General features: G+C 55.5%; 11 protein-coding genes. 6 read left to right on the forward strand and 5 right to left on the reverse strand.

The window, feature by feature from the left end; translation table 11 throughout:
* The first annotated feature begins 4 nt into the window (after positions 1-4).
* From Pla144_RS20015 to Pla144_RS20035, 5 genes are all read left to right on the forward strand, one after another.
* Entirely contained in the window at positions 5-1,567 is a 1,563-nt protein-coding gene (locus Pla144_RS20015) for an efflux RND transporter periplasmic adaptor subunit (RefSeq protein ID WP_146452486.1), read from the forward strand.
* Positions 1,568-1,646: 79 nt separating this feature from the next.
* A complete protein-coding gene (locus Pla144_RS20020) occupies positions 1,647-2,357 on the forward strand; it encodes an ABC transporter ATP-binding protein (protein WP_146452487.1) in 711 nt (236 codons plus the stop codon).
* 2 nt (positions 2,358-2,359) lie between these two features.
* Positions 2,360-3,502 (forward strand): ABC transporter permease, encoded by a 1,143-nt coding sequence (locus Pla144_RS20025; protein ID WP_146452488.1) that lies wholly within the window; start codon positions 2,360-2,362, stop codon positions 3,500-3,502.
* 71 nt (positions 3,503-3,573) lie between these two features.
* On the forward strand, positions 3,574-5,784 hold the full coding sequence (locus Pla144_RS20030; protein WP_197530851.1) for a heavy metal translocating P-type ATPase: 2,211 nt from the start codon (positions 3,574-3,576) through the stop codon (positions 5,782-5,784).
* 55 nt (positions 5,785-5,839) lie between these two features.
* Positions 5,840-7,267 (forward strand): TolC family protein, encoded by a 1,428-nt coding sequence (locus Pla144_RS20035; protein ID WP_146452489.1) that lies wholly within the window; start codon positions 5,840-5,842, stop codon positions 7,265-7,267.
* A 136-nt stretch (positions 7,268-7,403) separates the two neighbouring features.
* On the opposite strand, the gene Pla144_RS20040 is transcribed toward Pla144_RS20035, so the two are convergent.
* From Pla144_RS20040 to Pla144_RS20060, 5 genes are all read right to left on the reverse strand, one after another.
* Positions 7,404-7,988 (reverse strand): CHRD domain-containing protein, encoded by a 585-nt coding sequence (locus Pla144_RS20040; protein WP_146452598.1) that lies wholly within the window; start codon positions 7,986-7,988, stop codon positions 7,404-7,406.
* Between the two features lie 109 nt (positions 7,989-8,097).
* The gene (locus Pla144_RS20045) at positions 8,098-8,922 is read right to left on the reverse strand and encodes a hypothetical protein (RefSeq protein ID WP_146452490.1); all 825 of its coding nucleotides are present in this window, start codon (positions 8,920-8,922) and stop codon (positions 8,098-8,100) included.
* 49 nt (positions 8,923-8,971) lie between these two features.
* Positions 8,972-10,480, reverse strand: a complete 1,509-nt coding sequence (locus tag Pla144_RS20050) for a PQQ-dependent sugar dehydrogenase (protein ID WP_197530852.1) — start codon at positions 10,478-10,480, stop codon at positions 8,972-8,974.
* 149 nt (positions 10,481-10,629) lie between these two features.
* Positions 10,630-11,391, reverse strand: a complete 762-nt coding sequence (locus Pla144_RS20055) for an anti-sigma factor family protein (RefSeq protein WP_146452492.1) — start codon at positions 11,389-11,391, stop codon at positions 10,630-10,632.
* Positions 11,392-11,406: 15 nt separating this feature from the next.
* On the reverse strand, positions 11,407-11,982 hold the full coding sequence (locus tag Pla144_RS20060) for an RNA polymerase sigma factor (protein ID WP_197530853.1): 576 nt from the start codon (positions 11,980-11,982) through the stop codon (positions 11,407-11,409).
* 131 nt (positions 11,983-12,113) lie between these two features.
* Here Pla144_RS20060 and Pla144_RS20065 point away from each other — a divergent pair, with 131 nt between their 5' ends.
* Entirely contained in the window at positions 12,114-13,055 is a 942-nt protein-coding gene (locus Pla144_RS20065) for a DUF1559 domain-containing protein (RefSeq protein ID WP_146452599.1), read from the forward strand.
* Positions 13,056-13,091: the final 36 nt, after the last annotated feature.

Below are 13,091 nucleotides of genomic sequence, written 5' to 3' on the forward strand. Positions count from 1 at the left end.
AAACATGTCGAACAAAACTTCCCAACTTGATCTCAGCCAATTGGCAGTCAACCGTGACCAGCCTGTGCGGAGTTCGCTACGGATCAAACGATCCTGGTTGACGCGATATGTTCTGCCCGGAGGGATTCTGGTTGGCTTTGTGGCTCTCTTTGCCTGGGCGACACGGGATAGTTTTTTGCCCGCACAATCGATTACGGTTACGCCCGTCGTAGTGACCCGTGCGGTGATCAAGCAAGAAGGTACGCCCCTCTTTCAAGCCGCTGGTTGGATCGAGCCTCGGCCATCGCCTGTCGTCGCTTCTTCACTGGCGGCGGGAGTAATTCAAGAGATGCTGGTCATCGAAGGCCAACATATTACAAAAGGCGAACCGGTTGCCACGCTGATTGACACGGACTCTAAACTGGCCCTCGCCCAGGCTGAGGCGCAGCACACGTTGCAACAGGCCGAAGTCCGCCGGGCAGAAGCAGCCCTGGCCGCCGCAAAAACCAATATCGCCAAACCATTCAGCCTGCAGGTCGCACTCGCCGATGCAGAGACGCTACTTTCCAAGACGGAGCTTGAGCTGAGTAATCTTCCGTATGCCCTCGAAGCGGCTCAAACACAGCAGGTACTCGCAGCCGAAAATGTCCGTCGCAAGGAAAACGCAGGCGATGCGATCACCGGTCGCATCCTCCGCGAAGCGCGAGCCGAGTTGGCAACCGCAAGCAACACGGTCAACGAACTCGTTGCGCGGGAACCACTGCTGCGTTCACAATTCAAGTCTCTCGCCCAAAAGCGGGATGCCCTGGCCGAGAACCTCAAACTCCTCACGGATGAAACGCGTGCCCTGGCAGAAGCCGAGGCCAATTTTTCGGTCGCCACCGCCAGGGCAGAACAGGCACGACTGCGAGTCGAGACGGCCAAGTTGCAATTGGATCGAATGGTTGTCCGCTCACCAATCACAGGTTGTGTGCTGAGTCTCGAGGCACGGCCTGGCCAGTGGCTCTCTGGAGTGGGCTCTTCGACGAACAAGGGTTCGAGCGCTGTGGTTGGGCTCTACGATCCCAAGAACTTGCAAGTCCGCGTCGATGTGCGGCTGGAAGACGTACCCCAGGTGCAAATCGGTCAACCTGTGCAGATCGAAACTGCCGCGCTGCCTGCGCCGATCGCTGGCAAAGTCATCTCGGTCACGACCCTGGCAGACATTCAGAAAAATACTTTGCAAGTCAAAGTCGCGGTGAACGATCCCCCCGCAGTCATTAAACCGGAGATGCTTGGCAAGGTGACTTTCCTTGCGCCGCCGTCGCCGGTGGTTGAGGAGTCTCTTGGAGAATCACCACTAAGACTTTTCGTCCCTCAAACTCTTGTGATGGAGAGCGAAGGGGGAAAGAGCATCTGGGTGGCGGATCTCACAGGGAAAATCGCCAAGCGAAAATCGGTAGAAGTTGGCCGTGGAGCTACAGAGGGAGGACTGGTCGAGGTCATCAATGGCCTCGTACCGACCGACAAACTGATCGTCACCGGCCGAGAATCGGTCACCGAAGGCACTCGCATTCGAATCGCCAGCGAACCAAGATACGAAAAATAGTCACCGTTTAGCCGCGACCCGAAGTCGAGTTCTGCTCGACGAAGGGGAGCGCGGAATACACAACTTGAAGGACCCCAAGATGTCCCTAGTCTATGTAACCAACGTTACCAAAGAATACGCCAACGGCGAGGAGATGATCCGTCCGCTCGATGGAGTAAGTCTCTCGATCGACGAGGGGGATTTCGTCTCATTGATGGGTGCCAGCGGTTCAGGCAAAAGCACCCTCTTGAACTTGATCGCGGGGATCGATCAGGTCACCTCGGGTGAGATCGTCGTGGCGGGTACCGACATCACCAAGCTTTCCCGTGGCAAGTTGGCCGACTGGCGGGCCGCGCACATCGGCTACATTTTTCAGACACACAACTTGATCCCCGTGCTCACGGCTTACGAAAACGTCGAGCTGCCGTTGTTACTACTTCCCATGTCGGGGGCCGAGCGGCGCAAGCGAGTCGAGATTGCCCTTGAGGCGGTCGATCTCACCTCTCGCGTAACACATTATCCCCGCCAAATGTCCGGCGGCCAGGAACAACGTGTCGGCATCGCGCGGGCCATCGTTGCCAACCCTACGGTTGTCGTAGCCGACGAACCCACAGGGAGCCTTGACGACGAAACTACTGAACAGATATTGCAACTCCTGGAGCGTGTCAACAACGAACTCAGTATGACGCTACTCATGGTCACGCATGACGCCGACGCGGGATCGCGCGCCAAACGGAAGATCCGCCTCGAACGGGGTAAGCTGATGGAAAATGGCAAGGATACCAAGACCGCCCAGTTGAGGACCGCCTGATCGTGTTTAAATTCATTCCCTACATCCTGAAAAGTCTGTGGCGACATCGTGCCCGGACTCTCCTGACCGTGAGCGGCACGGCGGTCGCTTTGTTGGTTTTTTGCTTTATCGGCGCAGTGCAGCAAGGTTTGCTCGCGTTAACGGCGACTGAAGATGCCGGTCGGACGCTTATCGTGTTCCAGGAGAACCGCTTCTGCCCACAGAGCAGTCGATTGCCGCAAGATTATGAGCGAACAATCAGCAAGATAACAGGTGTCAAAGATGTGGTGCCGATCAAGGTTTTTACGAACAATTGCCGTGCGAGCCTCGATTCGATTGTTTTCCAGGGTATTCAGCCGGAGAAACTCAAGGCTTGGCGGGACTTTGATCTGCAGTCGGGCGATTTTACTTCGTTCGCTGCACAGGATGATGCGGCACTGGTCGGCGTGGACATAGCGACACGGCGAGGCCTGAAGGTGGGTGACAAGTTTACCATCGGCGACGTGTCGGTCGTAGTGCGGGGCGTGTTTCAATCGGCAACCGCAGCAGAGAACAATCTCGTGTTCACGCAACTCGAATTCCTCCAGCGTGCACGGGGAGCGAACGAAGTCGGCACAGTCACGCAGTTGGAAGTGCATCTCAATGATTCGGCCGACCCACAGAAAATTGCCAAACAAATTGACCAGGTATTCAAGACGGGCCCCGTGGCAACTACCACTCGCACCAAGGGAATGTTCCAGGCCGACACGCTGGCCGACCTTGCAGAACTCATCGGCTTCGTACATTGGCTCGGTTACGCTTGCGTTGGCCTCGTTCTGTCGCTCGTGGCAACCACTACCGTGATGGCAGTCCAAGATCGCATTAAAGAACACGCAGTGTTGCAGACATTAGGATTGCGACCTTCGCGCGTTTTTGCCTTGGTAATCACAGAGAGTTTGCTCTTGAGCACTTTGGGCGGTATCCTCGGCGTCGTAGGAAGCACCTTGTTGCTGTCTTCATCAGGCATGTCCGTTGCAGCCGAAGGAGTAACGATAGCCTTCGAACCATCGTTTGTCTTAGCAATCCAAGGCGTATTGATAGCAATCGTCGTCGGTATCCTGGCAGGAATCGCCCCCGGCTGGCAAGCCGCCCGAACAGAAATCGTGCCCGCGCTAAGACATGCATAAGTGTGCTCTCTGTGCCACGGTGTCTCTGCGAGAAGAAACCTAATTCGGAACCATTGGCAAGCCAAATCAATATGGAAGATCCATCCAACAACTCGATCACCAAAGCTCCTTCCGCGGATATCCGACTGCGTATTACGGGGATGGATTGCGCTGAGGAGGTGACAATTCTGAAGCGAGAGCTTGGGCCGCTGGTGGGGAATACAGATCGGCTTCAGTTCGACATCTTTAATCGCAAGCTGACGATACGAGAGGGGATGCCCCATGTCTCGCCGACGGAGATGATCGCAGCAGTGTCCGAGACGGGCATGAACGCCGAAACATGGAAGGACGATCCTGCGGAGGATAGCGACGAACACGATCACGCCAGTAGATCGAGGACGATTCTCACCATAATTTCAGGAGCGTTCGGCTTGAGTGGCCTCCTGGCACACGCCTGGCTCGAAGGTGGGTTCTCGAATGCCCTCGGTTCCGAAGGGATGGGCCTTAACACGAGAGTGCCGCTTCCCGCGATTGCACTCTATGTTGCTGGAATCATCGCCGGCGTGTGGTACGTAGCTCCGCGGGCGTGGCATTCAGCCAAGCGAATGATGCCGGACATGAACTTGTTGATGTTCATCGCCGTCTGCGGAGCGGCCCTTATCGGCGAATGGTTCGAGGCAGTCACGGTATCGTTTCTGTTTTCGCTCTCCTTGCTTCTGGAATCATGGAGCGTTGGCCGTGCACGTCGCGCGATTGCCGCCCTGATGGATCTTGCCCCGGTGACGGCTCGTGTCCGCGATGAACAGGGAAACGACTACGAAGTCGCACCAGCAGAGGTTGCCATCGGACAACTGTTTTATGTACGACCCGGTGAAAAGATACCGCTGGACGGTAACGTGCAGGCCGGTTCCTCCGCTGTGAATCAGGCTCCGATTACCGGCGAGAGTGCGCCGGTTACCAAGGTGCCAGGCGACGAAGTCTTTGCCGGCACCATCAACGGCGATGGAGCATTGGAAGTTGCCTGCTCCAAGCCAGCCAACGACACCACGTTGGCCCACATCATCCAGCTCGTGGAGGAGGCTCAATCGAATCGTGCCCCTTCGGAACAATGGGTGGAAAAATTCGCCCGCTACTACACACCGACCGTCATGTTACTGGCGGCGCTCGTCATGACCGTGCCTCCGCTGTTGTTCGGCGGGGAGTGGAGCGACTGGTTTTATCGCTCGCTGGTGCTGCTGGTAATTGCCTGTCCCTGTGCCTTGGTGATCTCCACGCCAGTGAGTATCGTTTCCGCATTGACCGCTGCTGCACGCAACGGTGTGCTGATCAAGGGGGGCGTTTTTATGGAGGCTCCCGCCCACCTGAAGGCAATTGCCCTGGACAAAACCGGTACGCTGACCGAAGGGAAACCCAAAGTCGTCGATATCGTGCCGTTCGGCGAACATGATGAGGAGGAACTCCTCGTGCGGGCGGCATCCTTAGAATCGCAAAGCGATCATCCCCTGGCGAAGGCAATAGTAGAAGCCGCCAGCGAGCGTAAAGTCCAGCTCCTACTCGTCACCGACTTTCAAATAATTCAAGGCAAGGGTGCCCAAGGTGTTTTGAATGACAACTTGTTCTGGATCGGTTCCCATCGTTATTTGGAAGAACGCGGGCAAGAAACCCCCGAGGTCCATCAGCACCTCGAAGCGATGCAGCAGGCGGGGCGGTCGGTTGTCGTTGTCGGCAACGAAAATCATGTGTGCGGGTTCATCACGTTATCCGACACGCTGCGACCAACGGCCAAACAAACTTTGCAAGACTTACACGCCACAGGCATCCAACACATCGTAATGCTCACCGGCGACAACCAGGGCACGGCCGAGGCAATCGCCACCGAGGCCGGGATCGATGAAGTACATGCCGAATTGTTGCCCGAGGACAAGGTCCGGCTCGTTAGCGAATTGGTCGAGAAGTACGACCATGTCGCCATGGTCGGCGATGGTGTTAACGATGCCCCGGCCTTGGCACGCGCATCCCTCGGAATCGCCATGGGAGCCGCCGGTAGTGACGCCGCCATTGAGACGGCCGACATCGCCCTGTTGGCCGACAATCTGACAAAGCTCCCATGGTTGATCAGACATTCCAAGAACACTCTGAGAATTATCCACCAGAACATCGGCTGTTCGCTCACTATCAAGGCAATCTTCATGGTTTTGACTTTTGTCGGTTTCGCTTCGCTCTGGGCAGCTATCGCCGCCGACATGGGGGCGTCGCTGGTGGTGATTGCTAATGGATTACGTTTATTGCGAGATCACGATTAGAGCGTAGAAAACTACCTGATAAGTCCGAAGTAATAGGAACAGGGGGGAGTCAAGGATGACTCAATTCAATAGTTATACAATTTGGTTGCTGGCACTGCTGGCAGGCTGCGCGTCTGCGCCTAGCGAGCCTGCGGTATTTCCCTCCGTTTCTACGCTTCCTCCGGTTGCCACTCTGCCTGCCGAAGAATCGACCATCAAGCTCGTGGATCACAACGAGGAGACACCTCTCGAGGTCCAACAGCCTTCGGCGTTGCTTGCTGAGGCTACACCCGAATTGCTAGCGACTCCGCTTGTTGAAGAGTCCAGCAGTGATGGCTTGACCGTTGAAGCAATCGAGCAGCTAGCACTGGCGAACAATCCCGCGGTGGGTCAGGCCTCTGCCAAAGTTCGCGCCTTGCGTGGCAAATATGTGCAAGTGGGGCTCCCGCCGAATCCCACGGTTGGATACGCCGCTAGTGAGATTGGCCAGGACGGCTTGGCAGGGCAGGAAGGTGCCTATGCGGGACAAGAGTTCATTACCGCCGGCAAGCTCGACAAGAATCGCGCGATTGTGGCCGCCGAAATCGACAAGGCCGAGCAAATCTATCGCGCCACGCAGCGCCGCGTCCTCACCGATGTCCGCCGCAGTTACTATCGGGCGCTCGTAGCCCAGCAGCGCATCGACACCGCGCATACGCTACTCCATGCAACGGGTGAAGCAGTCAAGGCATCACAGGATCTTCTGGATGCCGAGGAGATTCCGCTCGCCGGACTATTGCAAACAGAGGTCGAGCAACAGAATGCGGAGATCGTGCTCCGAATCGCCGAGAATGAATTGACTGCCGCCTGGCAACAACTCTCTGCCGTGGTTGGTGACTTGGATCTGCCTCCCCAAAAACTAGTTGGCGATCCGAAAGTCTTGCCGGGCGCGCTCGATTGGGACGAAACCCTTGCGCGCATCACCATGCTTAGCCCCGAGATGGCGGCCGCCATGGCCGAACTCTCGCGCTCTCGCCGGGCACTCACTCGAGCCAACGTCGAACCAGTCCCCGATGTCGATACTCAATTCATGCTTCAATACGACAACAGCACGAACTACACCATCGGCGGCATCCAGGCCACCATCCCATTGCCGCTGTGGAACAAGAATCAGGGCGGAATTCGCCAGGCCCAAGCGGAAATCACAGTTGCCTCGCAAAACATCGACCGCGTCGCACTCGACATCAAGAATCGCCTGGCAACCACCTTCCGTGAATACTCGAACGCACGCATGCAAGCGGAAACCTACGCCAAAGAAATCCTCCCTAGAGCCAGAAAAACATTTGACCTTGTCCAACGTGGGTACTCACTAGGCGAAGTCGGCTACCTCGATTCGCTCGCCGCCCAAAAGACCTACATCCAAACGAATCTATCTTATCTCGACGCCCTCGGGTCGCTGTGGCAAAGCTACATGAAGATCGACGGCCTGCTCCTCGAAGGAAGCCTCGACCAACCCGCCGAGTAAACTCGTTTTCCCGCAACCCGTAGGGGGAGCGCGAGGCGACAAAAAAACGACCCAACCTCGAACTCAAGTTCTTAGTTGGATCGCCCAGTTGTTATTTGACTGATTTGTCTAATTCGAATTGACCAGCCTCGAGAACCTAAGCCCACCGACGACGGCCTAGCAGCGAAACACTCAAGCCAAAAACCGTGAGCAACGCCGAAGTAGGCTCGGGCACTAACACCCCGAATCCGCGGATTTCACCACCACCAAATGAGGATGAGTGAACATTGAAGTAGGCCTTGCCTGCGTCCAGACCAGCTAAGATCGCATTGAGTGCGCCTGACGCTGTACCCCCATTGGCTGTGACGAACGACGTATTGTAACTAGCCGTCTGGGTCATGTCGAAAGTGTGGTCATAAGTTCCTGCAGACACGCCAGCGGGAAAGCCGGTAAAAGTCGGAGTAACCGTGGCAACGCCAGCCGTTGATACGCCCGGATCCACGGTACAACAATGGATATGCGCTGCAGTAGTAGTACCAATCAAACCCGTGAAATCGGCTTGGACCCGCATCGTCACCAGATCAAGATCAAAGGTTACTAATGCTGATCCGGTACCAGGGGAGGCATTAGGGGGGGCCTCGGCCGCCCCACTGAGGTCAAAGGCGTACTTCTGCTCGTGAGCAGATACTACGCTGACTAGGCTTGTCATAACCAAAACCAATGACAGAGATACTAGCTTCATTAGATCGTCTCCTCGTCGAAAAGGTAGAAATGTAAACTCATAGGCTCAATCTAGCCTCCTTACAGTGTCACCACGAATAGCATTCCTTGCACTTTCATTGAAAAAGGCCTCAAAATCTTCGTCGCCCAGGGCGCCGCAGGAAAGGCACTGACATTGCAATCAGAGATTTGGCAGCCGGTTCTGGCACCGCAATGCTCGGGGCGTCCCCCAATGGCAACCCATAGTTGGTTTGCCACGCCATTAAGTCCTCGGCACTAAGCGAAGCAGGCGACCCCCCCCGCTGCCAAACCAGAAAGTCTGCCCCATCGATCGCACCGTCGTTGTTGAAGTCGCCAGCTAGTGAAGTGGATTTCAGTGTGATGTTGTCGAGTCCCAGATCTCCCGCAACGGGTTCTCCACCTGAACTAGGTGTGCCTGAATCGTGCCTAAACATTACGCGCAACACGTTTCCCATCAGACTCTGGTAATTGTCCACTCCCACCACTCGCGTAAGATCACTCTCTCTCAATGAGAAGGCATAGTTCCTCCAAACGCCATCTGCGGGCACTTCGACGGCCAGGGTAGATGTCCAGCGGGAGGATGTGGCAGGACTAATGCCGGGACCAAACACCACCAGTCGCATCGATAGCGGCGCCGAACTGACTGCAGCCATCAGGTCAGCAGTCACCTCGGCCGCTTGGATGGAGGTGAAATCGCCGACCCAAGCTGATGAAGAATTGTAAGCGGCAAAGTTCCCAAATACGGACTCAAGACGCAGAAATCCATCATCCACACCCTTAGGTCCGCCCGTGGTCACCAGCGAAACTGAAGCACCTCCAGTAGTCCACCCCGATAGATCCGTTTGAAAGTCATCGGAGTGGAGAGTGGCACCACTGGCAAGTGACGAAACGCTGACTAATAAGTTGAAGCCCCAGATGGAATACGATCGTTGCACGGCAAAATATCCTGAGTACTTGTTGACCAAAGAATGATAAAAGCTATGCCTAACGAGAAGGTCTGCGAAATGTAATGATTCCGATCGCGGCCAACATAACGAAAGTTGCAGGCTCAGGAATTGCAACTAATTTGTACACGATGCCCCCTGTCCCATTCGCCGGCGTGTTGGTCACCATCGCATACAATTCCCCATTGGCATCCTCACCAAACCCGTGGACGGTCAGTCCGTCTGGAAGAATGCCATTAGTAAACTGTGGAAGCATGAATTCCTTGATCACTCCCATCTGCAAATCGGCGTAGAACAAACGGCCGTCCACTCGCGGTGGCGCGTTTCGCAGCGCCAAGTCCCCAAAGACGTACTTGCCAACCAACTCAGGGATCGCTGAGCCGCGATAAACAAATCCGCCCGTGATCGAGATGCCGTCTCCGTGATCATATTGCAAGGTTCCTATAGGGCCGGAGATCGGGTCGATCAGTCCAGTGGGACTTCCCGGACTATTTGCTCCGACGACGGTTCCGTTGCTCCGGTCGAAGAGAAAGGTCCCTTCCTTTATTGCCCAACCGTAGTTGCCACCGAGCACAATACGGTTGATCTCCTCGATGTTGTTCTGTCCCACATCCGCGAGAATCAGATCACCAGTCCCTCCCAAGTCAGTGCGGTCGAAGGCAAAACGATACGGATTGCGAAGCCCATAGGCATAGATTTCGGGTACCTCCCCTGGGCCCTGGAATGGATTAGTTGTCGGGATGCGGTATTGACCATTGCCGCTGACGGAATCGGCGCTGCCTGTCGTCAAAGCTGGTGCCAGCGGATCGATCCTCAGCACTTTCCCCAGAGGCGTGGTCAGGCTTTGAGCGTTGCCACCTGGCTCGAGGTGGCTCGCTCCAACATCATCACGATTTCCTCCATCGCCAGGCGCGAGATACAAATAGCCGTCTGGCCCAAACGCGAGTGTCCCCCCGTTGTGATTGCCAGCGTTCTTGCCAAATGAAATAATCTCTCGCTTCGAAGCAGGATCAATCACATTCGCATTTCCGGCTGATACCATCCACTCCGAGACGACCAGCTTGTAATTCTGTACCGCAGGATTAAGCGGATCGGCATTAGGTGTCACATAGGTCGGAGAAGTTCCGGCCGGAATAGGCTCACTGTGGTATGTATAGAGTTTGCCAAAACCTGGGCTCGCCGAGTCATTGTATTCAGGATGGAACGCCAGACCGAGCAGACCCCGTTCGTCATTCGCATTGCCTGGGTTGAAGGGAGGCGACACGGTGCTTTGCAGGTCGAGGGCAACCCCAGGCAACAAACTGTCATTTTCAAGGATTCGGACCAGCCCATTCTGTTCCAAAACGAACAAACGGCTGGTGTCGCCGGGGGGACTGGTGCCATAGAGCGGCGCAGCCATTCCCGTAGCAACTGGCTGCAAGCGAACTGCGAGATCCCCCATCGTGATTGGAGGCAAGATGTGGTCTGCAACCGCAGTTGAACTTAGAGTGAGCGCGACGAGGATGAGAGCGAACTTCTTGAGGCAATCTGGCAGCATGCGCGTAGACACGATGGTCCCCTTTTTTCCGAGAGTGCTGTTCCTGTTGAATCGCCACATTTCGAGAATGTGGTGGAACTATTTACAAAGTGTCCCGAGCACCAAGAGTCTATTGCAGCCTTCAAGAAAAAAAGCATACGTCAGAGGCAGAAAGAGCAAAGCTATTCCGCGTCAGCAGGCGCTGGGCCGACTTCTAGAAACTTCATCGCGCGTGGTTCGTCTAGCTCAGATACTTCGTATATCACCAGCCCGTCGCGTTCGGCACGAAACACATTTACCTTAGGAACAGCATCCTTCTTGGCGATCTTGTTGTCCACTTCCGCGTGATCTACGAACACCATCACCGGTGCATCGTCAACCATGCACAGCATCGCCGTCGTATCGCGGCTCAGCCCGCCAGGATACGAGAGCCCTAGCATTCGTGTTCCCTCTGGCATCGGCGACAAGTGCATTGGCATTCCCTGCCGTGTGGCAAAGATGTCGGCGAACCGCTTATCGTCGTGGCACTCATAATAGGGGTGGAATCCATTCTGCAAAGTATCGCGATAGATCTGTGCTAGAGGCACAGGCTCAAAGAACGGCACGGGCTTTCCCGAATCGAGTCCCCACCAACTCAACAGCAGACCTATCAAAGCGGCAGCGACTGCTCCACCCACCCACCAACGACGGTGATTAAATCGACGTTGATCTTCGATTAAGGCCTCATCGCTCTCAGTTAGCAGGAAAAGACCCTCCGGTGCAGCCACCACTGGGAAGGACTTCCGCAACGCCTCATCGATTTTCCCTTGCAATTCAACTTCCAGACGGCGATCTTCGTCGGATTGCAGTTGATCGAGGATCACAGCGCGCTCCGCTTCTGACAGCGTGCCATCAAGGTACGCCTCAAACTGGTCATCTCGAATTGGCCCGTGTTCGCTATTCATTCAAAAAACTAATACCTACGTAGTTTCTTTCTTACTGGATAATTGCTTTCGTAATAATTGTCGACTGCGATGGACGTGACTCATGGCAGTTCCCTGAGGGATCAGCAGAATCTCTGCGATCTCCGCATAACTTAACTCATGCACGGTGCGCAAGAGCAGACAACAGCGGGCTTCCTCAGAGAGATCCTGAAGTGCTGCCAGCAGGTAATCCTCAAAAGCCGTCTGATCTGTCGCCAGTTCTCCTGAACTAGGATCGACCGATTTCGTGTCAGCTGTATTCGGTTCGTTATCAATCAATTGGAGATTGGATGGATCCGTAGCAAAGGTTCGCCGGCGGGTACGCTTCCGCCGTTCGTTGAGCGCACAATTGCGCACGGCACTGTACATCCAGGCCAGAAAGCTAGCCTCGGATTCGAACTGAGTTTTCTTGGAAAGAGCGATACTTGCGGCAAGCTGGACGACGTCTTCCGCCCCTTCTTGGCGTCCTAAAACTCCAGCCGCGACCGCTGTTAGTTGGGGAAACGTACTCTGATAAAGCGCAGCAAGCATCGGCCCTTTCTGACCTGCAGAAAGATTCGCGGGAAATTTCACTTTTGAATCTTGCGGACTCCTCATTGCCGCCCATTATAATAGTATTGTCACGACACCGCGCATCCCTTGCAGATCCGCTCCCCGGTTTTGACCTTCGGAGCGGCAATGCCTCGAATCCTGAAGGATTGGCAATGTCATCCAACCATGCAAGCACCCCACGTGGTTTCAGCCTAGTAGAATTGCTGGTCGTGATCTCGATCATCGCTGTTCTGGTTGGTCTCCTGCTTCCCGCAATTCAGGCGGCCAGGGAAGCCGCTCGTCGTGAGGGCTGTTTAAACAATCTCAAACAGATTGGCCTGGCGATCCACTCCTACGAGTCTAGCCACCGCAAATTTCCACCTGGCCGGGTCGGCTGTGATGATACGGGCGACCAGATGCCTATTGCTGCATGTCCCCCTGGTTTGCCAACGGAGCGCAGGACCGCAGCCAGCGGTTTCGTCGTTTTGCTGCCGCAACTAGAAATGCAAGCTCTCTATGATCGACTTTCGATCGAAGTGGGAGGACTCTGGAACCGCAACGTCGACGATCTCAGTTGGTATGCCGACAAATCGAAATGCCTCGCCATCAAAGAGCAGCCCCCGTTTCATCATTGCCCTAGCGATACTTCTGCCGAACTGAGTGATGTCTATGCCCCTGTGCTTGCCGCCACGGGCAGCTACGCCTTCGTCCAGGGAACATTGGGACCAGGAAAACCTCCCGAGCAAGTTAAATACGAAAACGATGGCCCGTTCCTCTATGTCACCTGCCGTAAGCCGAGCCAGGTGACGGACGGACTTTCCCAAACGATGTTCGTGGGAGAAGTAACCCTGGCCGACACCTGGGAATCCTCCAACACTTGGACCTATGCACTCTCCCACGCCGATTGCCTCCGCACGACTTCCAATCGACTCAACACAATCCCCGGAGCCGGCTACGCCTACGATCGCCAAAACGGTGCCTTCGGCAGCCAACATCCCGAGGGAGCTGTATTCACCTTCGGCGACGCCCACGTTGAGTTTCTCTCCGACGCCATCGACCGCGACTTGTATCGATCCCTCTCAACCATCGCCAGCAGCGAACTCATCGAACGCTAACACGTTTAGCCGCAACGCCGAAGGCGTGCGCGAGTC

It is taken from the genome of Bythopirellula polymerisocia (genome assembly GCF_007860015.1).
In the GTDB taxonomy this organism is placed as follows: domain Bacteria; phylum Planctomycetota; class Planctomycetia; order Pirellulales; family Lacipirellulaceae; genus Bythopirellula; species Bythopirellula polymerisocia.